The sequence below is a fragment of the Chitinophaga sp. OAE865 genome (assembly GCF_040546735.1).
GTDB classification, from domain to species: Bacteria; Bacteroidota; Bacteroidia; order Chitinophagales; family Chitinophagaceae; genus Chitinophaga; species Chitinophaga polysaccharea_A.
The window spans coordinates 983892-1010845 of the sequence record NZ_JBEPOF010000001.1 but is presented as its reverse complement, the minus strand read 5'-3'; the positions used below and the strand labels follow the sequence as shown (position 1 = coordinate 1010845).

At 47.1% G+C, this 26954-nt stretch carries 9 protein-coding genes; 2 read left to right on the top strand and 7 right to left on the bottom strand.

Features of this window, described 5'->3' with window-relative positions:
* Positions 1–5 precede the first annotated feature (5 nt).
* The gene (locus tag ABIE50_RS04240) at positions 6–1397 is read right to left on the bottom strand and encodes an ammonium transporter (RefSeq protein ID WP_209855499.1); all 1392 of its coding nucleotides are present in this window, start codon (positions 1395–1397) and stop codon (positions 6–8) included.
* A 409-nt stretch (positions 1398–1806) separates the two neighbouring features.
* Positions 1807–3861 (bottom strand): excinuclease ABC subunit UvrB, encoded by a 2055-nt coding sequence (uvrB, locus tag ABIE50_RS04235; protein ID WP_142684338.1) that lies wholly within the window; start codon positions 3859–3861, stop codon positions 1807–1809.
* Between the two features lie 105 nt (positions 3862–3966).
* Here uvrB and ABIE50_RS04230 point away from each other — a divergent pair, with 105 nt between their 5' ends.
* Positions 3967–4758 carry a S1/P1 nuclease gene (locus ABIE50_RS04230; protein ID WP_209855500.1) on the top strand — a complete coding sequence of 264 codons (792 nt, stop codon included), beginning with the start codon at positions 3967–3969 and terminating at the stop codon, positions 4756–4758.
* Positions 4759–4960: 202 nt separating this feature from the next.
* On the opposite strand, the gene ABIE50_RS04225 is transcribed toward ABIE50_RS04230, so the two are convergent.
* Both ABIE50_RS04225 and ABIE50_RS04220 read right to left on the bottom strand, forming a co-directional pair.
* Positions 4961–5884: a PfkB family carbohydrate kinase gene (locus ABIE50_RS04225; RefSeq protein ID WP_142684341.1), complete on the bottom strand. Its 924-nt coding sequence runs from the start codon at positions 5882–5884 to the stop codon at positions 4961–4963.
* A 78-nt stretch (positions 5885–5962) separates the two neighbouring features.
* Complete coding sequence (locus tag ABIE50_RS04220) at positions 5963–7378, bottom strand: MATE family efflux transporter (protein ID WP_209855501.1); 1416 nt, start codon at positions 7376–7378, stop codon at positions 5963–5965.
* Between the two features lie 450 nt (positions 7379–7828).
* Between ABIE50_RS04220 and ABIE50_RS04215 the strand changes: the two genes are divergently transcribed.
* Positions 7829–8338: a hypothetical protein gene (locus ABIE50_RS04215; RefSeq protein WP_209855502.1), complete on the top strand. Its 510-nt coding sequence runs from the start codon at positions 7829–7831 to the stop codon at positions 8336–8338.
* Between the two features lie 203 nt (positions 8339–8541).
* Here ABIE50_RS04215 and ABIE50_RS04210 read toward each other — a convergent pair whose 3' ends face one another.
* The 3 genes from ABIE50_RS04210 to ABIE50_RS04200 form a co-directional block, all read right to left on the bottom strand.
* On the bottom strand, positions 8542–10599 hold the full coding sequence (locus ABIE50_RS04210) for an OmpA family protein (protein WP_209855504.1): 2058 nt from the start codon (positions 10597–10599) through the stop codon (positions 8542–8544).
* Between the two features lie 63 nt (positions 10600–10662).
* Positions 10663–11670 (bottom strand): PorP/SprF family type IX secretion system membrane protein, encoded by a 1008-nt coding sequence (locus tag ABIE50_RS04205; protein ID WP_142684346.1) that lies wholly within the window; start codon positions 11668–11670, stop codon positions 10663–10665.
* A gap of 92 nt (positions 11671–11762) precedes the next feature.
* Positions 11763–26843: an Ig-like domain-containing protein gene (locus ABIE50_RS04200; RefSeq protein WP_209855506.1), complete on the bottom strand. Its 15081-nt coding sequence runs from the start codon at positions 26841–26843 to the stop codon at positions 11763–11765.
* Between the last annotated feature and the right edge of the window lie 111 nt (positions 26844–26954).

Genomic DNA, 26954 nt, shown 5'->3' with positions numbered 1-26954 from the left:
ATGTTTCAGGAGTGAACCAGTTCGTCTTCTTCTTTCAGTGAACCGTTATCGGATATGCTGATCATAGAAGGATGATAGTTTTCGTTGTGTTGTGTAACATCCAGACCCAGTTCTTCTTCTTCTTCAGATACACGCAGCGGGTGGATCAGGTTGATGAGCTTGAAGATGCCAAAAGATACGATGAAGCTGTAACCTACTACCAGTAACAGGCCCAGTACCTGGTTCTTGAACAGGTCGAAGTTGCCATACAACCAGCCATCTGTACCTGCTGAATTTACTGCTTTGGTAGCGAAGATACCTGTGAGCAGCATACCTACCATACCGCCTAAACCATGGCAGGGGAATACATCGAGTGTATCATCAATGCTGGTTTTTGATTTCCAGTGTACAGCGATATTGGAAATGATAGCGGCAATGAAACCAATGAATATACTTTGTGGGATAGCAACAAAACCAGCTGCAGGTGTAATGGCTACCAGGCCAACTACCGCACCGATGCAGAAACCGAGTGCAGATGGTTTCCTTCCGCGGATCACATCAAAAAATACCCATGATAAACCGGCAGCAGCAGTAGCTGTGTTAGTAGTAGCAAAAGCTGAAGCAGCAAGAGCGTTGGCACTCAGAGCAGAACCTGCGTTGAAACCGAACCAGCCAAACCACAGTAAACCGGTGCCCAGTAATACAAATGGGATGTTTGCAGGCTGTAATTCTTTCTTCTCGATATGATCTTTTCTTCTTTTCAGTACCAGGGCTCCGGCCAGTGCAGCGCAACCAGCAGAAATATGTACCACAGTACCACCGGCAAAATCAAGTACGCCTAATTTAAACAGGATGCCATCGGGATGCCAGGTCCAGTGTGCAATAGGTGCATACACCAGTATACTGAACAACACCATGAACAATACATATGAAGTGAAACGGATCCTTCCGGCTACTGCTCCTACCACCAGTGCAGGGGTGATGATCGCAAACTTCATCTGGAAGAGTGCAAACAGTAACAGCGGAATAGTGGGGGCCAGGCTCCAGGGGGCTCCTGACCCTACATTTTGAAACATAAAAAATGTACCGGGATCTCCAATAAGACCATTATGAGATTTACCAAACGCCAGGCTGAACCCAACTACCAACCAAACAATGCTGATTAAACCCGTAGCAATAAAACTTTGCATCATGGTAGAAATAACATTCTTCTTATTTACCATGCCTCCGTAAAAGAAGGATAAACCGGGAGTCATCAAAAATACCAGGGATGATGCTACAAGAATCCAGGCGATATCAGCGGAATTATATTTGCTGGCGTCAGCAAAACTTGGGAGGGAGGGCATAAAAATCCCAACTATTGCGATAAGCGCAAGGAAAATGAAGGGGAGATAGTCCTGAAAAGATACTTTCTTCATAGCGTTTGATTTTTAAATTTCTTAAATAAAAGTAGATCTGAAATTTAAAACATCAAATAGAAGGGACTAAAAATAGAAATATTTAAATAAGAGATACGATAATTGGGATTAAATCAATGATATTATAATTAATAATAATATTAATTATATTTTTTTAAGATATACAGGCTGTTAAAGGGTTAATTTTATGATTTAAAACACTGGTTATCAATATAGTTAGAAGAATATTAAGGAAAGGTTAACATTTTTCAAATTTACCAGGTGCACTTGCTACTGTAACAAGGAAGATAAGCTCATAAGCACCTGGTAAATAATAGTATATAAATTATATTTTTACTACTTTAATTGCTGGAACAACTAATTTATATTATAAATAATTATATATAATATTCTGAAATTACGAAGTCAATTATTGCTTCATTTCAAGTAATTCACGCTCCATGGCAAACATCTGATCCCTCAAACGGGCCGCTTCCATGAAATCAAGATCGCGGGCTGCCTTTTCCATATCCTTCTTTACTTTAGCGATCGATTTCTCCATCTGCGGGATAGTTTTCACACCGGCTGCGGATGATTTTGCATATGCCATTGCGTCTTCCGCCACCAGCTGTACTTCATCATGAATAGCCATTGGTGAATTTTCATCAAAGTGCTTGATCTCCAACACAGAAGTTTGTCCAAGGATCTGTTCCTTACTTTTACGGACAGTACGCGGTGTAATATTATGCTCCAGGTTAAATGCGATCTGTTTTTCCCGGCGGCGGTCTGTTTCATCAATAGTACGCTGCATACTTTCCGTGATCTTATCTGCATAAAAGATCACCAACCCATCCACATTACGAGCCGCACGCCCGGCGGTTTGCGTCAGCGAGCGCTCGTCTCTCAAAAATCCTTCCTTATCAGCGTCCAGGATGGCCACCAGCGATACCTCCGGCAAATCCAGCCCCTCCCTCAGCAGGTTTACCCCTACCAATACATCTATATTACCTAACCGCAGATCACGCAAAATCTCAATACGTTCCAGGGTATCCACTTCGGAGTGTATGTAGCGCGACTTAATATTAATACGTCCCAGATATTTATCCATTTCCTCGGCCATACGCTTTGTAAGCGTGGTCACCAGCACGCGGTCACCCTTCTGCACGCGCTTGTCTATTTCATCCAGCAGGTCGTCTACCTGGTTCACGCTGGGCCTTACTTCTATAGGTGGTTCCAGCAAGCCGGTAGGCCGAACCACCTGCTCCACTACCACACCTTCTGTTTTCTTCAGCTCATAGTCGCCCGGAGTGGCGCTCACAAATATGACCTGGTTCAGCATATTCTCAAATTCATAAAAGTTCAGCGGCCGGTTGTCCAGTGCAGAAGGCAGTCGGAATCCAAATTCCACCAGGTTCAGTTTGCGGGACCTGTCGCCTCCGTACATGGCGCCAATCTGCGGAATGGTTACGTGGCTTTCATCTACCACCAGCAGGAAATCTTTCGGGAAATAATCCAGCAGGCAGAATGGCCGCGCGCCCGGCTTACGACGGTCCAGGAACCTGGAGTAGTTTTCGATACCACTGCAATATCCCAGCTCACGGATCATTTCCACATCATAGTTCACCCTGTCGGATAAACGCTGTGCTTCTATCAGCTTACCATTGGCTTTAAAATATTCTACCTGTGCCTTCAGCTCATCCTGTATTTCATATATGATCTGCTGCATCATATCTTTAGGCGCCAGGTACATGTTTGCAGGAAAGATAGCCGCATTATCCACTACTGTGATCCGCTTACTGTTCTGCACATCAATGGTTTCTATCTCTTCTATCTCATCTCCAAAAAAAGTAATCCGGTAACCATAATCCACATAAGGCAGATTAATATCAAGGGTATCTCCCTTTACCCGGAAGTTTCCCCGGTTAAAATCACCGGTAGTGCGGCTGTACAGGGAATTTACCAGGCTGTGGAGCAATGTGTTGCGACTCACCGTTTGTCCTTTCTGGATGCGGATGATACCATTTTCATAGTCGGTAGGGTTACCAATACCATAAATGCAGGATACACTGGCCACCACTATAATGTCCCTTCTACCGGAAAGCAGGTTGGAGGTAGCTTTCAGCCGGAGTTTATCCAGTTCCTCATTAATGGCCAGGTCTTTTTCTATATAGGTATCACTTACCGGCATATACGCTTCCGGCTGGTAATAATCATAATAGGAAACATAATACTCCACCGCATTATCCGGGAAAAACTGTCTCAGTTCGCCATAAAGCTGGGCTACCAGCGTTTTGTTATGAGTAAGCACCAGGGTGGGGCGCTGTACCTGCTGGATAACATTGGCAACTGTAAATGTTTTACCTGAACCGGTTACTCCCAGCAATGTCTGGAAGGGTTCTCCTTCATTTATTCCTTTCGTTAATTGTTTGATCGCTTCCGGCTGGTCACCAGCGGGAGCGTATGGCGCATGTATATTAAAAGACATATTGAAATTGTATTTGAGCAGTATCTGTAAAAATACTAAAGAATATGGAAGTGAAAGTGTTAAAAAAGATGCTTTAATTTTGCTGCCACAATCAAGAACGGACTTATGAGAAAAAAAATTTTAACGGGGCTGATACTGGCCTTCCTGTTACCCCTTGCCTCTTTTGCCTGGGGCCCGAACGGCCACCGTATTACCGCCGAAATAGCCTGGCTTCATCTCACCCCGCAGGCGCGTAAAGCTATTACCAACATTCTGGGCAAACAAAGCCTGGCAATGATCGCCAACTGGCCTGATTTTATCAAATCAGACACCACACATCAATATGATCACACAAATAAGTGGCATTACCTTGATTTCCCCGGCCATATCGACCGTGCGCAATTTGACCAGCTGCTGAAGGCTGCCACCGGCGAAAACCTGTATACCCAAACGCAGGCCATGATAAAAGAGCTGAAAAACCGTAAACTGCCGAAAGAGAAACAACGGTTTGCCCTTACTTTCCTGGTTCACATGATAGGCGACATGCATCAGCCACTGCATGTAGGCCGCGACGAAGATATGGGTGGTAATAAAATTGCCGTGACCTGGTTTGATAAACCTTCCAACCTTCATAAAGTGTGGGATGAGCAACTGATCGATTTCCAACAGCTGAGCTATACAGAATACACCAAGGCACTGGATATCGCCTCTGCGGCGGAAGTTAAAGCCATGCAACAGGGCTCTATCGCCGACTGGATGTTTGATTCACACCAGCTTTCCGACCAGATTTATGCCTATACCCTGCCTGATTCCAAGCTCAGTTACCGTTATAATTATGTTTTTGTGGATAACCTGAATCAACAGCTGTTGAAGGGCGGGTTGAGGCTGGCGGCCATCCTTAATGCGATATATAAATAATAGGGTCGCCTTCGGCGACAGCAGCGGATTTTGACTCAGGATTAAATTGATTAGGCTGATTTGATTTTGTAATGATTTTATAAAAGGCTAGGGGAGAAATAAGCGAAAGTATCCGCTTAAATCTCCCCTAATCATTTTAAATCCAAAGTAATCCAATCAGCCTAATCAGCCTAATCAGTTTAATCCTGAGTCAAAATCCGCTCTACACCAGGTCGATATCAAAATTTACCAGCTGAACAAATTGTTCCAGGCGGGCGGCAATATCTTCGTGAGTAATTTCGCGGATACGTTCTGTTCCGAATTTCTCCACACAGAAAGAGGCCATAGCAGAGCCCACAATGATGGCGGTTTTCATATTCTCGAAAGAAATATCCTTTGTTTTAGCCAGGTGACCAATGAAGCCTCCAGCGAAGGTATCGCCTGCGCCGGTTGGGTCATATACATCATCCAGCGGCATAGCAGGAGCGAAGAACACATGATTTTCAAAGAACAGCAATGCACCATGCTCTCCTTTCTTGATGATCAGGTAACGGGGACCCATCGACATAATTTTACGGGCTGCCTTCACCAGGGAATATTCACCGCTTAACTGGCGGGCTTCCCCATCATTCACCATCAATACATCTACTTTTTTCAACACTTTCAGCAGATCATCCAGCGCTACTTCCATCCAGAAGTTCATGGTATCCATCACGATCAGTTTGGGACGCACTTTCATCTGGTCTATCACACTCATCTGCACCTGTGGAGTAAGGTTACCCAGGATGAGGAACTCACTTCCCTGGTAACTTTCCGGGATAACCGGCTGGAAATCGGCCAGCACATTCAGTTCTGTTGCCAGTGAATCGCGGGTATTCATATCCATATGGTATCTGCCGGACCAGTAGAACGATTTTTCTCCTTTCTTCATCTGCACGCCATCCAGCGCCACTCCTTTAGCAGTCAGGGCTTTCAGTTCTGAATCAGGGAAGTCCTCACCAATTACAGACACCTGGTTAATAGGCTTAACAAAGTTAGACGCTGCCCATGCGATGTAGGTGGCGGAACCACCAATGATTTTGCCTGACTTTCCAAAGGGGGTTTCGATTTCATCGAACGCCATAGTACCTACGACAGTGAGTGACATGCTTATTAAGTTATTTTTATTATGTAAAAATTTAATGCAAACCTCGCAAAGGTAATTACTTAAACAGAAAGCAGAAAGCTAAATCTTTACCTGCTTCCAGGTACCCCTCCGGAACAGCCATATAGCCACCAGGGCCGAGGTAGACTCGGAGATAGCCATTGCCCAGAAAACCCCTACAGGCCCCATTTTGAATGTAATAGCCAATACATAGGCCAGGGGCATCTGGAACAGCCACATAATAAACATGTTGATCAGCATAGGTGTCCGCGTATCGCCGGCACCATTGAAAGACTGGGTAAGCACCATACCATAGGCAAAAAAGATATACCCGGCGCTCATTAACCGTATACACTGCACACCATAATTGATCACCACCGTATCTGCTGTAAAGAAACCAATAATGGCCGGCGCCCATATCATAAATATCACCGCTACAATGGCCAGGAAGATCATATTAAAGAAAGCCGCCCTCCAGGCTGATTGCTCGGCACGCTCTGGTTGTTGAGCACCCAGATTTTGTCCGACCAGTGCAGCAGCGGCATTCGCCATTCCCCAGGCAGGCAATATAGTAAAGATCACCACCCTGATGGCAACCGTATACCCTGCCACTGCATCTTTCCCAAAATGAGAAATGATACGTACCAGGAAGATCCAGCTGGCAGAAGCTATCAGCATTTGCGCTGTGGCGCCCGCTGCAATTTTAAGAATGGCTCCGATCAGCGAAAATACCGGCGCCAGGTGCTTCCTCGTAATGCGGATCAGGTCCTTTCCCTTTGCCAGGTGATATAACTGGTATACCACCCCGGTGCCTCTTCCTATAAAAGTGGCAATGGCAGCGCCTTTCAACCCCAATGCCGGAATTGGCCCCCAGCCCGAAATCAACAGAGGGCATAGTACAATGTTAAGCCCATTGGCAATCCACAATGAACGCATCGCAAGTGCCGCATCACCGGCACCCCGGAAAATACCGTTGATCAGGAATAATAAAACGATCACTATATTTCCCCCGAGTAGTATCTGCGTATATACATAACCGTAATTTGCCACTTCACTGGCCGCTCCCATCAGCAGTAATATATCTTTCGCAAAAAATATTCCTGCTATACTTATCAGCACGGAAATAAACAAACCGGGATATATAGACTGCATTGCAGCATGGGCGGCAGCATCCGGATCTTTTTCTCCCGTTCTGCGGGCAATCATGGCTGTTGCAGCCATACTCAATCCCATAGCCCCGGTATACACCAGGGTAAGTACTGATTCTGTAAGCCCTACCGTGGTAATAGCATTAACACCTAAGTGACTTACAAAATAAATATCAACCACCGCAAACAGGGATTCCATCGCCATTTCAAGGATCATAGGGATAGAGAGCAGGAATATAGCCCGGTTGATGCTCCCTTTGGTAAACTCTTTTTCACTACCGGTAACGGCTATCTTAAATAATTGCAAAAAACGACTTACACGTCTGGACGTTTTCGTTAAAACAGACATAAACTTATTTTGAAAACAATAAACGAGGAACAGTACATTATATGTACTGCAAATTAAAACAGGAGAAGTGGGAGAGCGACAAACGGAAGTACCGTGGTCTTAAAAAATTTTCATATGCTATCAGTTCATGCATCAAATGATGCTGAACAAATGTAATTTATTTTTTCAATCAACAAAAAATCATCTTTTCAAAGATGTACATAATGTTAGTTACAATAGGTATTTCTCCATAACAAGAAAACAAACCTGCTACGATTCAATATAGGTAAAGGTTACAGGCAATGAAAAAATATATTTAAAAAAACTTTACCTGTATCTGTAACTTTTTATTTCCACTGTCGTTTAACATCTCTAGTAAGCGCTGAAAAACCTATATTAAAACAAAGATCATAATCACAAAAATTTACAATCAAAAAACCACAATCGTAAAACCTTTATAAAACTGAAATCATGCTTATGTTCAACAAAAACACACTCCTGAGCGGAGTAGTGATCGCTACTGTATTGGGTATTACTGTAAGCTCCTGCAAAGATGACGACAATCCAACACCACCTCCTCCAACGCCACGTTCCAAGTCGTTTGAACTGAAGGGAACCGGCGCTGATAAAGATAAAAAAGTAGGTGAGATTACCATTTCGGAGAATACAGACAGCAGTGTAAACGTTGTACTGAATCTCACCAAAAACATTAAGGATGCGGATCATGGCGTTTACCTGATCGCTGGTACTGCTGCAGCTCCCAAAACAGACACATTGATCAAGGGAACATTTAAAGGCACTGGCGCTGCATTGAAAATAGATCTTTTGACTAAAGTAAAAACCATTAAGGTTTCCAAACCAGGTGGCGTTCAGAGAGACACTACCTTCAAGTATAACAATGCTCTGGAACTGAGTTCTTACCTGAAAGTAATGAAAGCAGCCGACACTATTGCTATAGGCAGCTTTGGCAAAAGCAACTAATCAACAACCGGGAATTTACATTAGAACTAACAGGAGCATGTTCATTTAGATGAACATGCTTTTTCGTTTTCTTTATTTAGATAGGACTACTAATTATATATCTGCCCGGACATTCAATAAAAAAGCCGGCCAAATGGCCGGCTCTAAATGGTTATTACAGGATATGGAAGTATTCCGGCGGATAAGCCGGTTAAGGGAAAAACTTACTGACTACTATTGCTGTCATCTTCCGCTTTCACCTGAACCTGTCTTTTCAACACCTTGAATTCGGTCCTTCTGTTAAGCTGACGTCCTTCAGGATTGTCTTTATGATTTGGCAATGAGTTCGGCGCAATTGGTCTTGATTTACCATATCCTTTAGCAATCAGCCTTTCCGGAGAAATACCTTTGCTGATCAGGTAATCGACGCAGGATTGCGCACGTGCCTGCGACAACTTATCATTGAACTTCACAGAGCCCACGCTATCTGTGTGCGCACTCATTTCAATGGTTAATTTAGGATTATCATTCAGCATTTCCACCACTGTATCCAATACAATTTTAGATTCTTCACGCAGGGTAGCTTTACCAAAATCGTAATAGATATTATTGAGTACAATTGGTTTTTCTATTTCGTAGTGCTTGAGACAAAGGGTAGGATTATCCATAGAATCGATCCTTACCAGTGAATCAGTATTAAAATAGAGTGCTTTGGTGAAGTAGTTCTCTTTTTCAGCGATTATCTTATAGTAGCGCTGTGGATCCACTTCGAAGGTATATCTTCCGGTGGCATCCAGTGTAACTTTACGGATGGTTTTTCTTCTCACAGTATCCAGCAGGCTAACAGTGGCGCCTTGCAGCGGAAGGTGTGTATCACAGTCGATGATAAGACCGCTTGCTAACTTGCGAATACGGTGAACGCTGAATACCTCCAGGCAGCAGATGGATTCCCTGTCGGAGCTGATGAATCCTGCTGCAAAGGGATGTGTATTATCCAAAGCAGTGTAATAGATATCATCCTTGGGTGAATTCAATGGTTTGCCCATGTTAACAGGGGCAGACCACGTACCGAAATCGCCTTCACTCTGGAAAAAATCAAGACCGCCCAGACCTACCCGGCCATCAGTGCTGAACACGAGCAGGTTTTTCTCCGCATCATAAAACGGCGCCTGTTCTTCATCTTTTGTATTAATGGTTGTACCCATGTTACGGGCGCCACCGGGAGTTCCATTGGTCATAATGCAGTACCAAAGATCATTTTTACCCATCCCCCCGGGTCTGTTAGAGGCAAACAGCAGGTATTTCCCGTCGGCGGTAATATAAGGCTGCATAGAATTATACCCGGGCACGTTCACATTTTCACCGAGTATTTTGGGCTCGGACCAGGCTCCGTTCTGGCGGCTACTGAAATAGATAGCAGATTGTTTCACCCCGTCTTTTATAGACCAGCGGGTGATATAAAGTGAGTTACCATCCGGGGTAATTGCAGATACCCCCTGGTCATATCCTTTAGCGGAAGGGATCTTTAGTTTCTGGCTGTTATCGAAGGTATTACCACTTCCGGTAGCAGTGTAGAGGTCATTTACATAAGGGGTTCCTTTTTTTGTTTGTTTTTTGGCGGTGGGCTGCTTAGTGGTAGTAGGCAACGGTGGATTCTCGGCACGGGAAGAAGTAAACAACAGGGTACCTGGATCCAGGATCACAGGTGCATAATTTGCTCCGCCCTCATTTACATTGCCGGCAGTTTTTTCTATTGTAAATCTCGGTTCTTTATTTGCTTCCGAGAGAGCAAATTCACAACAGGCGATTTCAAGCGGGGTTCTTACAGACAATTCATCGGCGACAGTATAGCTTTGTTTGAATTTCTTAAACTCCTCCAGCGCCTGTTGGTATTTTCCATTGTACCGAAGGCAGACAGCGTACCAATAACGTGCCTGGGGAAAGGCGGGGTTGTTAAAGCCGACCAGTTGTGCATACCATGTTTCCGCATTTCCATAATCATAAAAGAGCCTGTAAGACTCGGCCAACCGGGCTACCACTTGCTGATAATCTTTCAATTTACCAGTTGGGGCGGCAGCGCCTGAAGCAGTATACGGCAATACCTGTTCCGGCTTGATCTTAAAAGTTCCCAGTGCTTTATTATAGTACTGCGCTGCAGAATAATAATCCCTTGAATTATAAAAAACGTCTGCAGTATGTTTAAAATCGTAAACATATTGCGCTTGAAGGGTGCTCATTATTCCTGTAAAAACCACCAGCCAACAGAGTGTAATTTTTTTCATGAGGGTTTCATTTCTTTTTTCTGTATAAATTTTTGCCTCCATTCTGATTTGGTTTTTGATAAATTATAACCTGGGACAAATAAAGTATTCTTCATTAAGCACCCTTCTTTTCCGGCTGATAAAAGAAAGTGATATTTCAAAGCTCTGGCTGCCGTTTACCAGTCTGCGCATATTGGAGGTATTGGCATCATAGCTCAACCCCAGCGTAAAGCTCTTGAAATGGAATCCTGCAAAAGGTATTACCGCATCGTTAAAGCGATAATTGCCTCCCACCAGGAAGTCGAACTCGGGATTTACCATTAGTTGCGCATACATACCGGCAACTATCTCTTCCGCATTCCCTTGTCTCATATAAAGACCGGTAGGCGTAAGGCTCAGTGCTTCGTTTAATTTGATCTTTGTTCCTCCATGCACCAGGTAGCGCACCGGTAATTTTCTTTCGGTTCCATCAGAGGAGAAAGGATCCTTTGGTTGAGTAAGGTGAGCTGCGGCAAATCCGGCAAACGGATTGAACATATGATTGGGATTACCATCAAAATATACTACGCCTGCACCAGCATCAAATTGCGTAGAAGTTGTGTTGTTTACATTTTCACCATTGAAAATACTGGGGTCAAAACCTGTAACCGGCTGATATTGGCTACCTGTCTGAAATTTGGCAGGATCCAGTCGCCTGTTAATTAAACCCGCATTGATACCAAATACCAGGCGGCTGGTTTTGGTAGGTCCAAATTTCACGCCGCTGTAGGAAACGCTGGCCATCGCGTTGAAGTGATTGTAGCCGGCATCTCCTGCAGACATATTTATCACGTTCAGGCCTACGCCAACATTCTTATCGGTGGCGGCATCAATAGAAATTCCTGCCGTTGAGAACGGCTTGCCATAATTGGCCCACTGATTACGGTAGTCGCCACTGATCCGGTAATCACCGTCTATTACACCCGTTAGCGCTGGGTTCAGCCATAGCGGATAAGCATAGTACTGTGAAAAGTGAGGATCGACCTGGGCTACAGACGTCCTGGGCAATAAACTGCTCCATAAAATTATTGTGACTATAAAAATCCTTTTCATAGGAACATTTTTTAGTATTTTCTGGATAAACCGGGATGCAGTGGCGCATCCCGGTTTTATGATTAATGTGATCTTGACCTGATGAATCATTTCTATCGCATGAGGGTTATGTTACCTTTCTTGGTGATTACGGTTCCGTCTTGCATGGTAGCCCTCAGGATGTATACATAAACACCAACCGGTTGTTTCTGACCACTCATAGTACCATCCCATCCCTGGCGCTGATCTTTGGAGGTGAACACCAACTGACCCCACTGGTTGTAAACCCTGAATTCAAGTTGTGCGATGGAAGTTGAGTATACATACTCGATATCATTTATACCATCACCATTCGGACTGAAGAGGTTTGGAACAAAGATGTTGTTGCCCTGCGGATTACTTGTTTTACCAGTTATTGCTGTGGACAATGCACTTGTTTCACATTCAGATGCTCCGATGGCCCTTACCTGTATTGTAGCGCTCTGGTTAGGCTGGAGGCCTGTTACCGTATGCGTTGTTCCGTTCGCACCTGAGCTTGGCGGTATGAAGGTTACACCGTTGTCGAGTGTTACTTCGTAGCGTTGTGCTCCTGTTACTGAAGACCAGCGGAAGGTAATGGTGGTAGCTGTTGTGTTATCCACTACTACTACCGGTGCCGGCAGCGGTTGTGCAATACTTACCTGTACACTTGTTCTTTGTCCTGCACTGATACAACCACCGGTTGTAAATGCTTCCACATAGTAAGTAGTATTTGCATTCAATGCTGGTGTTACAAATGTTACACCGGTATAGATTGGTGTGCCACCCGTAGCAACTGTGTACCAGCGGAAGTTGACGCCTGCAGTTGTTGATGCCGCAGTGAGTGTGGCTGTTTTACCAGGACATACCCCGTTATCGTTACCGGTAACTGTTGGTTTACCCGGAGCCGGTGTTGCTACCACGCTAACAGCTGTACGTGTTGGGCTTGAACAGCCATTACTGTTGGTTGCTTCCAGGTAGTACATCTGGTTGGCATTTATAGGAGATGTTGTATAAGACGCTCCTGTAGCCACTGCTGTTCCACCAGTTGGAGTTGTGTACCATTTATAAGTAAGTGCCGGATCCGGATTCAGTGCATTCAGTGTAACTGTCTGACCTGGGCAAGCCTGCAGCGTTGCATTTGCAACAGCCGGAGCAGCCGGAGAAGGATTCACTGATACATTTACCGGAGTTCTGCTGGCGCTTACACAACCACCACTGGTAGATGCTTCGAGATAGTATACTGTATTTGCAGTTGGTGTGATGGTAAAGTCTGCACCAGTGAATACAGCTGTACCACCACGTGCTACTGTGAACCATTTATAGATCACACCTGTCTGCCTGTTCTTCACCATCAATACACCAGTCTGGCCACTGCATACAGTGATCGGATCAGCGAGCGGTGCATCTATTGTGCTTACTACAGTTGCGGTTAATCCTTTACGTGCGCTGCTGCATCCTGCACTGTTCAATGCTTCCAGGTAGAAGACAGTAGTTTGTGCAAGCGGTGCGGTAGTATAAGCATTACCGGTAGCCAGGAGGAGCCCGTTAGATGGAGCATCATACCAGCGATACGTCATTGCCGGATCAGGATTCTTAACGGTGAACGTTGCTGTACCGCCTATGCATGTTACCACGTTATCCAGGTCTGCTGTTGGAATTGGCGGAGCCGGATCAACAGATACGTTCACAGCTGTTCTGGTAGAGCTGGAGCAGCCACTGCCCAGGTTAGCCTGTACGTAGTAAGTGGTATTTGTTGTCACCACCGGCACACTGTAAACAGGTCCTGTGAAGAGTAATGAGCCATTGATCGCGGCATCATACCATTGGTAAGTAATGCCTGGCTGTATTGTTTTCACAGCTACAGTAACACCCGTGCCCGCACATGTTTTCAGAGAAGATGCTACTACATCCGGCGCATTCGGAGCTACTACTACTGTTACAGTAGCTTTTACTCTCGCAGATGCGTTACCACACTGACCCGTAGTACCGGTTGCTTCCACCCAGAAGTCCATGCTGGTATTAAGCGGAGCTGTGGTGAATACCGGTCCTGTGAATACAACTGTTCCGCCGGTTGCCTGTGTATACCATTTATAGGTAATACCGTTAGTTGCTGAAGTTACGCGGAGCGTAGCCGGAGCACCCTGACAGGTAGTTACCGCGTTGGATTCCAGTATTGGAGTCGGCGCCTGTCCTACACCTATGGATACCTTAGTACGCTGAGCACTGCTGCAATTACCGTTGCTGGCTTCAGCATAGAAATCAGTATTGGCGTTTAATGCACCTGTTGTAAAGCTGCTGCCTGTGAAGAGCAGGTTGCCTCCGGTAGCAGCATCGAACCAGCGGTAGGTAGTACCTGTAACCGGATCTTTAATAGAAAGTGTTACGCTTCCACCCTGACAAACGAACAGGGAAGTTGCTGTTATTACCGGCGTTGCTGGAACCGCATTTACCTTAATGGTAGCGCTGGTCCTGGTGGCGCTTGGGCAGCCTCCATTTACCAATGCCTGTACATAATAGGTAACGGTGCTATCCAGGGCGGTAATGTTAAATACCGGTCCTTCGAATATCAGCGTACCACCTGTAGCTGCATCAAACCATTGATAGGTGGTACCTGCTGCCGGGCTCTGAATTGCCAGTGAAGCAGACTGACCTTTACAGCCCTGTACGTTGGTGCTTACCAGGGTTGGAGCTGCTGGTACCGGTACCGCTGTTACTGTTACCATTGCGCGGGCAGATGGTTTACCACATTTTGAAGTATCACCGGTGGCTTCTACAAAGTAGGAAGTGTTCGCATTGATTGCACCGGTGGTAAATATCGGACCAGTGAATATTGCGGTACCACCTGTTGCAGTTGTGTACCATTTGTAAGTAATGTTATTGACAGAAGAAGTCACCTTCAGTACTGCTGTACCACCCTGACAAACTGTTACATTGTTAGATTCCAGTATCGGAGTTGGTGCCACACCTACGCCTATGGATACCTTAGTTCTTGTAGCACTGCTACATCCACCGGCAGATGCTTCTGCATAGAAATCTGCTGAAGCGGTAAGACCAGTTACTTTGTAAACCGGACCGGTGAACAGTAAGGTACCTCCGGTGGCAGCATTGTACCAGCGATAGGTGAGCGCATTATCAGCGTTCTGTACAGTTAATGTTGTTGTATCGCCTACACAGATGCTGATAGCAGATGCTGTGATGATCGGCACCGGTACATCACGTACAGTTACTGTTACCGCTTTCGCGTTGGCAGCATCGTTAGCGCATTTGTTAGCTCCTTCTACTGTTACATAGTAGGTGGTATTGGTAGCTATAACACCAGTGGTATATGTTGCGCCGGTGAACAACAGTGTTGTCAGGCTGGCTTCCTTATACCATTTGAACACAGGGTTAGTAACGGTGGTGCTGGTAGCGGTCAGTTTCACAGTATTACTTGCGCAGATAGTAGTGTCGGCCAGTGTGATATCGGCCGCAGTAGCACCTGTATTTACTGTTACCTTAACTGCTTTCAGATCACCGGCAGCGTTTTCACACTTACCGCCGTTGCTTACGCTTACGTAGTAGGTATATGTTCCGGCAGTTAATCCGCGGATGGTTAATACACCTGTTGCGCTTACACCTTGTGTGATCGGTGTTACCTTGTTAGCATCTGCATACCATTTGAATACAGGGTTGCTAACCGTGGTGCTGGTTGGTTTCAGTACAGCGCTATCGCTTGCACAGATGGACACATCGGAGATGCTGATATCTGTAGCGGTAGATGCACTTGTTACGTTAAGTGAAATCTTCGTACGGCCGCTATCATTAGCGCAACCATTGCTGTTGGAAGCCACTACGAAGAAGTTATAAGTACCAGCTGCAAGGTTAGCAGCTGTTTGATAACTATTAGTATTGGTAGCGATCTGCTGACCGTTTGCATCAAACCAGTTGAAGGTAACGCCGGTTACAGGTTTCACTTTGAGTGTTACCGGCAACTTATCAATACAAGCCGTTGCAGGGTTGCTGGTGTCGGCTACCGGTGGTGCCGGCAGTGTTTGTACAGTAACCACTACCGGAGCAGATGCAGCGGTGTTACAGTTATTCCTGGATGCTTTCACTACGTAGCTGTAGCTACCAGCGGCCAGGTTGGCCGGAGTAATAAAGGCTACACTGTCTTTCAGGTGAGTGCCCTTACTATCGTACCAGCTGTAGGTTACACCCGGTTGAGGGTTCACTACTGACAGGGTAGCGGATTTACCGGTACAAATTGCAGAGTCGCCGGATGCTTTCGCTTTTGGTGCAGCAATAGCACGCTGTGCATAATTAAAGTCTACTGCGGTCAATGCAGCTGCTATTCCGGATCTCAGTTTCACTTCGATCGCATCGAATGTCTTCGTCGGAACGTAAGACAACAGTACGCCTCTTGTACCAGACAACACTTTCAGGCTTACCAGCGGGTTGCTTACCAGAACTGAATCACCCGGTGTGCTGCCGTTATAGGTGGTCAGCTGAACACTGGCCAGCAGGGCGGCTGAGAGAACCTGGTTTGGACTGGAGAGCATCACCTTCACGGTATCACCGATGGCAGATACACCATTGAAGCGGGCGCGTTCCCACACATTGGCGTTAAGCGCTCCGAGATTAATGACGAGCGATGATGCGGTATTAATATTATTATCTACTGCCAAAGCAGGGTTGTACACGTTGCCCAGGATAAGCAGGCCGCTACCGCCGATGATCTGGCTGATCGCTGCCTCACAAGGAACAGTGTCAAGTACTACAGGCTGTGTAATCACCAGTACGGAGGTACGTGGAGACTTACAGGTTATGCCACCTGGCAGGAATGCTTCTACCCAGAAGGTATCTACTGTGGCTGCATTCCTGGCGGCCGGTGAGAATATCGCACCTTTAGCCAGTGTATCTGTAGCTGTTTGTGTACGGAACCATGCCAGTGTTGCATTGGCAGTGCCTGCAGTTGCAGTCAGTACTGCCTGTTGTCCAATGCCTACCCTCGCAGGTGACGGTGTTACAGTTGGCGCGGTGAGCCCGTTGGAAGTTTGCACCACTACAGCAGTTCTGGTGGCAGATACGCTATTGCAGCTGTCATTCTTCGCTTCCACATAGTAGATGGTTTTGGCGGTTACATTCACCACTTTATAAGTAAAGCCACTGTCGGTATTCAGTTTAGTACCGCCGGTTGGTACATTGTACCAGCCATAAGTGTAGCCTTTAACCGGGTTGGACACTGCCAGTACTGCATCAGCGCCTGCGCAAACAGAAGCAGTATCCGCCATTACAGCAGGTGCAACCGGTGCAGCAGTTACGCTTACATTCACAGCGGTCCTGTCGGTACTTGCGCAACCTGTTGCCGCCCTGAATGCTTCTACATAAAATACAGAGTCTTTTGTGAGCGCTCCGGTAGTGAAGCTGCTGCCATCTTTACCGCTCAGGTAAGTACCGTTAGCGGTATACCAGCGATAAGTGATGCCTGTTGCAGGGTTGGCTACATTGAGAGTAGCGGTGTTGCCAGCGCATACTTTCACGGATGATGCCTGTACCTGTGGCTTAGCAATGATACGGCGTGCATAGTTAAAGTCTACATCGGTGAGCGCACCTACGATACCTGATTTCAGTTTCACTTCCACTGCATCGAACGGATGTGCAGGAAGGAAGGTCAGCTCAGCCTGGCGTTGGCCATTCAGCAGGTTCAGATGTACTATCGGGTTGCTAACCAGTATAGAATCACCAGGAGTTGAGCCGTTGTAAGTGGTCAGCTGAACGCTGGCCAGCAGAGCGGCTGAGAGAACCTGGCTTGGACTTGACAACAGTACACGTACACTGTCGCCCGGTGCAGACACGCCATTGAAGCGAGCGCGCTGCCATACGGTAGCATTTAATGCTCCAAGATTTATTACAAGAGATGAAGCTGTAGTTTGATCGTTATCTACCGCGAACGCAGGGTTGTAAACATTACCCAGTATGAGCAATCCGCTGCCGCCAATAGTTTGGGTGGTAGCGCCCTCGCAAGGTACTGCGAGCGGGCCGGAGCCGCTGATGGTTACTACGTTCACCGGAACACGTACAGACTGACAGGTAGCGCCACCTTGCAACACCGCTTGTGCCCAGTAGGTAGTAGTGCCTGGTGTGGCTTTACCGGCAGGAGAATAAATATTACCGGTAAATGCTATCTGCGTAGCAGTATCTGATGTGTACCAGTTAATCACTGCATTGGCAACAGGCGGTGTAGCTTTGAGCACAGGAGATTCGTTAATCCGTACTGTGTCAGGTGATGGTGTGATCACCGGCGCCTGCAGAGCAGAACCCAATGTGATCCTCACCGCCTGTCTTGCGGAAACAGTACCACAGCTATTCATCGCCTCAACATAATAAGTGGTATCAGCACTTACATGCAGTACTTTATATGTAAAGCCACTGTCGGTGTTCAACTTGGTTCCACCGGTAGCAACATTGTACCAGTTGTAACGCAGTTTGGTATCCGGGTTTGGTACGGCAAGTACAGCATCTGCACCTGCGCAAACTGTTACTGTGGATGGCTGACCGGGAACAGCAGGTGCTGTTGCGATGTTAACCCTTACAGGCGTACGAACCGGGTTGATACAACCGTTGCTTGTTTTGGCTGCTTCTACATAGAAGATAGCAGCTGAGTTAACAGGGTTGCTGGTGAAGTTGGTTCCTGTGAACAGCACACTACCACCACTAGCCTGGTTATACCATCTATAGGTAACACCGGTTACCGGATTCTTCACAGCCAATTTGGCGGAGTCACCGGCGCAGATGGTCACCGAATCAGCAACAACCTGCGGAGCTGCCACCAGACGGCTGGCATAGTTCACACCAACTGCATTGAGCAGTGCGGCCGCGCCTGAATTAAGGCGTATTTCCACACGGTCAAAAGTAGCAGTAGGCTTGAAGCTGAGGATGGCCTGCTGATTGCCACTGAGTAATTTCAGCGACAGCAATGCGTTTCCTATAGCCACTCTGTCGTTATTATAGGTAGTACCGTTGTAAGTTGCTACCTGTATAGATGATAACAATCCAATATCTGTGATGCCAACAGGGAAGTTCAGTTGGATATTTACACTGTCACCCGCATTGCTGGCAGACGGATAGATCAGCGTTTGTTGTACATAACCACCTAACAATCCTGCGATCACATGCAGGGTAGAAGAAGAGGAAACAGCGCTATCTACTGCCAGGGCAGGATTTTCCACGTAGCAACCTATACAAATGCCATTGGCATTGTTGGTCTGGTTATTAGCGGCATCGCATGGTACATCATTGCCTCCACCGCCGAGTACTGTTACTGTAACAGTCTTACGTGCAGTAGCGCAACCATTTGGTCCAACCGCTTCTACCAGGTAAGTAGAGGTGGCTTGTAACGGCCCGGTATTAAAGCTGGTTCCAGCAAACAGGCTATCGCCGGTAGCGCTGTACCATTTGAAGATGATGCCGGTGCCTGTAGCTGCAGCATTGATGATGGCACCCTGCCCTCTGCTCACTGTTGTATTTTCCGGTGTAACAGTGAAGTTCGCCGGTACCGCACCTATGGTTACAGGTACTCTTGTACGGGTACTGATACAGCCATTGTTATCGGATGCCACATAATAAGCGGTATCTGCAGTGAGCACCGGTGTTACAAAGGAAGTTCCGGTGGCCAGTATAGCGGTATCGGTGGCACTCTTATACCAATGGAATAATACACCTGCCGGCGCCGAAGCTACCAGCGTTGCCTTACCACCTGCGCAAAGCGTTACCCCAGCTGCTGTTGGAGCAGCAGGACCCGCACCTACATTTACAATAGCAGGTACGCGCACAGGGTTGGCACAACCAAATTTGCCGGATTCAGCATAGTAAGTGGTGGTAGTGGTAAGAGCAGGTGTGATGAAGGTATTACCTGAACCTACAAGGGTACCGCCTGTTGCAGCGTCATACCACCTGATGTCTGCTCCGGCAGGACCGGTAACAGTTAAGGTATCTTTCTTACCTGCGCAAGTGCTGTAGCTGGTTTGTGACAGTACCGGCCGTGGCGGGAATGCCGCTGCAAAGTAAACTTTAAGATTTGTAAGCACGGAGATGGTGCCATTGATACTGATCAATACACCATTGAATGCTTTCGTTGCCGGTATTGTTACCCTGAAACGATTGCTGCCATTCAGCAGGGCGAGCCTGATCAGGGCATTGTTCAGTGTAACCTCATCATTATTGGCAGTAGTACCATTGTATGTTTCTGCTTTGATACCACCCAGCAAGGCTGCTGAAGCCAGTTGCCCTGGTATTTCCATATCAATGGTGATGCTGTCGCCAGCCGCATATGTATTCTGGAAGCGCAACAGCTGACCTACATATCCCAATGCACCCAGCGCAGCACTGATTGTGGACGCTGAATTGGCGTTGGTATCCACCGCAAACGCAGGATTGTTTACACCACACAGCAGGCAAACACCGGTAATGATCGGACTTTGCTGCTGGTTGGCATAGCTACATGGAGTTGGTTCCGGCGACATATTAATATCTACAGACACCCTGGTGCGCTGAGAGCTTGCGCAACTGGTGGCCGGGTCAAAGGCCTCTACATAATAGATCCTTGCACCGGTTAATGGTGGTGTAGTGAAAGTAGTTTTATTAGCTGCTACCAGTGTACCACCTGAAGGCGCATCATACCAATTATATTGATAGGCCGGATTCGGGTTGGTAACAGTAATGGTTGCCGTGCTACCGCTATTTACGCTCGTTGTTTGCGGCGCAACAGTTACAACCGGTAATCCTACCATTACATACACTGGCTTGCGGGCGGTGCTGGTACAACCTGCACCGGATACAGATTCCACATAGTATACTGCATTAGCAGTCACATTATTAACTGTGTAAGTAGCAGTGGTAGCCAACGGAGCACCGCCGGTAATCTGGTTATACCAACGGAAGCTGGTGCCAGGGCCGGTAGCTTTCAGTGTAGCTGCCTGGCCGGTACATACGTAAACAGTGTCTTTTTCAACTGTTGGTGCACCGGTAAAGATCTGTGCGTAGTAAACGTTAAGAGATGAAAGCGCAGTAGCTAAACCAGAGTTAAGCCTGATAAATACCCTATCGAAACCAGCTCCTGGCTTGAAAGTAATATCAGCGCGCTGATTACCGCTAAGCAGTTTTACTTTAACTGTTGCGTTATCCAGTGTAACATTGTCGCCATTGGCGGTAGTTCCATTATAGGAACCAACCATAATGCTGTTGAGCACACCAGCGTCAAGTAAACCGGTATTTGCGGATATACCGATCCTTACACTATCTCCCAGGTTACCATGGGTCGGGAAGACCAGCATTTGCTGTGTATAGGCACCTGCCAGTCCGAGGATGGTATGTAATACAGAAGAAGTAGCTGTACTATTATCTACAGAAGAATCTTGTTTTTCTATATAGCAACCCACACACAAACCATTGGCACTACTTAACTGGCTGGTAGCACCACCACAGTCGATGTCACCTGGCAAGGAAGGTCCGCCGCCACCGGTTAATGTGATCGGCACCGGAGTTCTCAGGCTCTTACAGGTACCTGCTGCATCTGTTGATTCTACATAGTAAGTAATATTCGCTGTTACTGCAGGTACACTGAAGGTAGGTCCTACGAAAACAGGCGTACCGCCGGTAGGCGTAGTATACCAGTTGTACTTATTGGCAGGAACAGGGCTCACTACATTGAAGGTAGGAGTAGCACCTTGTGCCACTTGTGCAGACGCCGGCGTTACTGTTACACTTGGTTGTCCTATTCTGACAGAAACGAGCGTACGAACACTGCTGGCACAACTATCTGCATCCAGGGTGATCGCTTCCACATAGTAGTTTGCATCTGCAGTTAATGAAGGTGTGGTATAATTAGGACCGAAACCAACCGGTGTGCCGCCAACCGCCTGTGTATACCAGCGGTAAGCGTAACCAGCAGGACCGGTGGCCATTAATGTAGCAGCAGTACCGCTACATACATTTACATTGTTGCTGGCCACAGTGGCAACCGGTGTGATCACTTCAGCATAGTAAATCTTCACTGAAGATGCAGCCGTAGCTAAACCGGTCACACTTAATTGCACTGCATCAAAGGCTTTACCTGCAGGTACTGTAAGGGTACCCACCTGTTCTGATCCAAGCAGGGCAAGCGTCAGCAAGCCGCCGCTCAATGGCCTGGAGTCGCCATTGGATACATTATTATTGTAGGTAGTAAGTGTAAGATTGCTCAGCAGGCCCAGATCCACCAACGATGCAGGTATGCCTATCCTTATCCTGATGCTGTCTGTAGGCTTGCCTACTTTTCCAAAGTTCAGGCGCTGCGCCATTCCTCCGCCCACACCAACTACAGTGCGCAGGTTAGAGGCAGTGTAGATGGAGTTATCTACTGCATTAGCTGCCGAATCCACAGAACATAACAAACAGATACCCACCGAGCCAAACGTTTGCGTTTTGGCGCTACCGCATGCAAGATCTGCATTACTTGGGGCATTGTTCACGCGAACAGTAACGGCTGTACGTTCAAAGCTCACAAGCCCGTCAGACGGAGAAGTAGCTTCAACGTAGTATGTTTTACCTTGTGTCAGCGGTGGAGTTGTAAAGCTGCTGGTAGTGGCTACCGGTGTGCCACCGGTTTTGGTTTCGTACCAGTTAAAGGTAGCATCAGGTATTCTTGGTATGCTGGCATTGAATGTGGCAGTTTGTCCAACATTTACAGTGGTATCTGTTGGTGTTACTGCAACCGTAACAGGGATGCTCGCCGCTACTTCATAAATGCGCAGGGAATTACTTACGGTGAGCAGTCCGCCGAGGTCTACCTGCGCCGCATCAAACGGATTCTTCGCCGGAACAGCCACCCTGTACTTGCGTTCGCCATCAGTACCTAAACCCAGCAGGTTGATGCCAATAGCATTTGCATCCAGTGCAGTCGGATCGTTATTCTCAACGCCGCCATTGGATGTTTTTACAGAGATGCTCTTCAATACAGCTGCCTGTGCCAGGAGATCAACAGGAGAACTCAGGAAAACAATAATGCTATCTCCTTTCTGGTATGATCCTGGGAAGATGATTTTCTGTCCTACTGATCCTGCTAAACCGATCGGGGCGATCAGTTTGGAAGAAGTAGTAGTATCTCCGTCGATAGCCTTCAGTGAATCCTGTATAGTACAGAGTGCACAGGCGATACCGCCGGTGATCGGGCTTTGCTGATCGGTTCCATATGACCACAGTGGTCCGTTACCACCTTTTATCTTCACCGTAACAGCCGTACGGGTAAAACTCTTTGTTCCCGATGGATCGGTTGCTTCTACATAATAAGTAGTGTTCCTTGTTAAATTAGGCGTAGTGAAAGTAGCGCCTGCATTAGGGATCGGAGCACCGCCGGTAGGTGTATTAAACCACTGGAAGGCGGCGTTAGGAACACGGATAGTGGCATTAAGCGTAGCAGGTTTATTATAATTTACAGTAGCAGGAGATGGAGTAACCTTCACCGGGATGGCAGCTACCACTTCGTACAAATGCATGGAGGAAGACAATGCCGCCAATGAAGCCTGGCCTACCTGCACTGCATCAAACTGCTTGGTAGCAGGTATGGTTACACGGAACTTATTGGTGCCGTTCAAACCTGCTCCCAGTAACTGGAACCTCACCAGGCCTGTATTATTCAGTAATACCTGGTCGTTGTTAGGTACAGCCGGACCAGCGATTGCATTATTGAATGTTTGAACAGTAATATTAGGTAATAACTGGGCATTGGCGATAGGATCAGCAGGCAGGTCAAGGAAAAGCACGATGCTGTCGCCCGCTTCATATACACCAGGCAGGATCACCTGCTGGCTCAGTGTAGTACCTATTCCTATACCTGTTGTAAACCTGGAAGCTGTTGTCGTATCGCCATCAGATGCACTGTCTGCATTGTCAATAACACAGGCTGCACAAGCAATACCGGAAGTGATCGGACTCACCTGGTCCTGGCCGAAGCTCCAGATGATGCCTGGCCCGCCGCCCACCTTGATGGACACCGGTGTGCGTACATAGCTGTTTAATCCATCAACCGGTGAATTGGCTTCCACGTAATAGGTTTTATTACGTGCCAACGGCGGTGTGGTAAAGGTGCTACCACTAAACACGGGTGCTCCGCCGGTGGGAGAAGTAAACCAGTTAAAGGTAGGATTGGTTATCCTCGTTTGGTCAATGCCGGCTGTTAACGCCACAGTACCTCCTGCAGTTGTAGCAGGTGCCGGTGGTGTAACAGCAACAGGGATAAACGCAGTAGCTTCGTATATACGCAGGGAACCAAATTCTGCAAAGAGTGCAGAGAGGTCAATCTGTACCGCATCAAAATCTTTCTGCACAGGGATGATCACCCGGAACTTGGGTGTACCGCCAATACCGATACCCAGGGCCTGTAAACGGATCAGCGCATTGTTCAACGTAATAGGATCAGCATTGTCCACACCGCCTTTAAGCGTGTGTACTTTTACTGCTGATAATAATTGTTTGGTATAAATGGCGCCTGGTATCTGGAGATCCAGTGCAATATTATCACCTGCTTTATAGCCACCGGGGAATTTCAGCAGTTGTCCAACAGAAGTAAGTGCACCTACAGGCAGTACTAATTTAGAAGCAGTGGTGGTATCGCCATCAATAGCCAGGTTGGCACTATCTACAAAGCAAAGCACACAGGCTACGCCACCCGTGATCGGACTCTGTTCCTGGTCTGCAAAGCTCCATAATGGTCCCACGCCTCCGGTTACTGTTACCGGAACTGCCGTACGCACAAAACTCTTCTTACCATCTGTGCCGGTAGCCTCTGCATAGTAAGTGGTGGTTCTGTTCAGTGGTGGTGTCGTGAAGCTGTTACCGGTTGCCAGCGGCGTTCCTCCGGTAGGAGTGCTGAACCACCGGATAGATGCTCCTGGCACGCGATCGATGCTGGCAGCGAAAGTTACGCTGCTACCACGCACCACATTGGCTGAATCAGGAGCAACAGCTACCGGTATAAATGCGGTAGCCTCGTATACCCGCAGTGAACCAAATTCTGCAAAGAGCGCAGAAAGATCCACCTGCACAGCATCAAAATCTTTTTGTACAGGGATGATCACCCGGAATTTGGGTGTACCGCCAATACCTATGCCCAGTGCCTGTAAACGGATCAGCGCACTGTTCAGTGTAATAGGGTCAGCATTATCAACCCCACCGTTAAAGGTATGCACCTTTACAGCAGAGAGCAGTTGTTTAGTGTAGATGGTACCGGGTATCTGAAGATCCAGTGCAATGTTATCGCCGGCTTTATAGCTGCCGGGGAACTTCAGCAACTGTCCTACAGAAGTAAGCGCGCCTACCGGCAATACTATTTTAGAAGCAGTGGTAGTATCACCGTCTATAGCCAGGTTTGCGCTATCTACAAAGCAGAGCGCACAGGCAACGCCTCCGGTAATAGGGCTTGTCTGGTTATCTGCGTAACTCCACAAAGCGCCGGCGCCCCCTGTTACTTTAACATTTACAGGTGTGCGTACAAAACTGTGAAGACCATCCGGCGTGGTGGCTTCAATATAATAGTTAGTGGTAGTGGAAAGTGCTGGTGTGGTAAAATTTGCACCTGTAGCCAGTGCTGTTCCTCCTATGGAATCAGCATACCATTTAAAGGTAGCTCCAGCCATGCGTGGATCAATAGAAGCAGTAAGACTGGCTGTTTGACCGGCCGTAATACTAACCGTATCAGGTGTTGCTTTTACAGGTACAAAAGCTGCTGCTTCATATATTTTCAATGCGCCAAATTCGGCGAAGAGCGCCGACAGGCTCACCTGTACTGCATTGAAATCTTTTGTTACCGGCAACACCACCCTGAATTTACTGATGCCTCCCGGGCCTACGCCGAGGGCCTGTAAACGGATCAGGGCAGCACCAATATTGGTAGCATCACCATTGGACACACCATTATTAAAGCTTTCAATCTGGATACCAGACAACGCCTGTTTAGTATATAATTTTCCTGGAATTTCAAGATCAAGAGAGATATTATCACCGGCTTTATAATTGCCGGAGAAAATAAGGCGTTGTCCTGCTGAGGTAGCGATACCAACGGGTAATACAATCTTTGATGCAGTGCTGGTATCGGCATCGATGGCCAGCTCCGGATAATCCACAAAGCACAATGCACAGGCAATTCCACCTGTAACAGGGCTTTGCTCATCAGAAGCAAAGCTCCATAGCGCCCCGTTTCCGCCACTCACTTTTACATGTACCGGTGTTCGCACATAGCTTATCAAACCAGGTATACCGGTGGATGCTTCTACATAATAAGTAGTGCTTCTGCTCAGTGCCGGAGTAGTAAAAGAATTGCCGGTAGCCAGTGCAGTGCCGCCGGATGGAACGCTGAACCATTTGAAGGTAGCGCCTGAAACACGTGGCATAGACGCATTTAATGTTACCATACTGCCTACAGGCGTTACCGGTGGTGCAGGTATTGTTACCGGAATAATAGCGGCAGCCTCGTAAATCTTCAGTGAGCCCAGTTCGGCGAACAAGGCAGAAAGACTTACCTGTACAGCATCAAAGTTTTTTGTGATTGGAACTACTACCCTGAATTTGTTGGTGGTGCCAAGTCCAATGCCCAATACCTGTACTCTTACTAATGCGTTATCTAATGTTACAGGATCATTATTGGAGATACCGGCGTTGGATGTCTGTATTTTTATTGCCGATAAAAATTGTTTTGTATAGATCTGGTTGGGAATTTCCAGGTCGATGGCCACTTGGTCTCCTGCCAGATAAGAGCCTGAGAACTGCAAATTCTGACCGATGCTACCCACTAGGCCTGCAGCCAATACCAGCGTGGAAGCGGTGGAAGTGTCTCCATCGATCGCGAGCTGCGGATTATTAACGGTACAAAGCAAACAGCCACCAGCGGTGGTTTGACTTTGACCAGAGGCATAGCTCCAGAGCGGGCCCGCAGCGCGGCGGTTGCCCACAACTCTATCAGGATTCAGTGGTGCATAGGGATGCAGCCTTAAATAATTTACCAGGAAGTTGAGGTCCCCCTTATTCAGATTGCCATGTGCAACAGGAATGGGTTTGGTTCCCAGGGCATTGATAGATCCACCCGCTGTGATGATCAGCAATAGTAGAAGAATTAATGAAGTGACAGCCCTTGACGACCCCTTAGGAGTAAAGATAGGATGCATAGCAATAGTGGGTTTTATAAATGCATTTTTTAATGTTCTTGTTTCAAGAACTCTAGGCAGGCAGGCGGTTATGAGGAGTAACAAAAGAAGCAATCTTAACAGTATATCAGT

Excerpts from the sequence above, each read along its gene's own strand:
- ABIE50_RS04240 (WP_209855499.1), bottom strand. The coding sequence starts at position 1,397 with ATGAAGAAAGTATCTTTTCAGGACTATCTCCCCTTCATTTTCCTTGCG.
- uvrB (WP_142684338.1), bottom strand. The coding sequence starts at position 3,861 with ATGTCTTTTAATATACATGCGCCATACGCTCCCGCTGGTGACCAGCCG.
- ABIE50_RS04230 (WP_209855500.1), top strand. The coding sequence starts at position 3,967 with ATGAGAAAAAAAATTTTAACGGGGCTGATACTGGCCTTCCTGTTACCC.
- ABIE50_RS04225 (WP_142684341.1), bottom strand. The coding sequence starts at position 5,884 with ATGTCACTCACTGTCGTAGGTACTATGGCGTTCGATGAAATCGAAACC.
- ABIE50_RS04220 (WP_209855501.1), bottom strand. The coding sequence starts at position 7,378 with ATGTCTGTTTTAACGAAAACGTCCAGACGTGTAAGTCGTTTTTTGCAA.
- ABIE50_RS04215 (WP_209855502.1), top strand. The coding sequence starts at position 7,829 with ATGCTTATGTTCAACAAAAACACACTCCTGAGCGGAGTAGTGATCGCT.
- ABIE50_RS04210 (WP_209855504.1), bottom strand. The coding sequence starts at position 10,599 with ATGAAAAAAATTACACTCTGTTGGCTGGTGGTTTTTACAGGAATAATG.
- ABIE50_RS04205 (WP_142684346.1), bottom strand. The coding sequence starts at position 11,670 with ATGAAAAGGATTTTTATAGTCACAATAATTTTATGGAGCAGTTTATTG.
- ABIE50_RS04200 (WP_209855506.1), bottom strand. The coding sequence starts at position 26,843 with ATGCATCCTATCTTTACTCCTAAGGGGTCGTCAAGGGCTGTCACTTCA.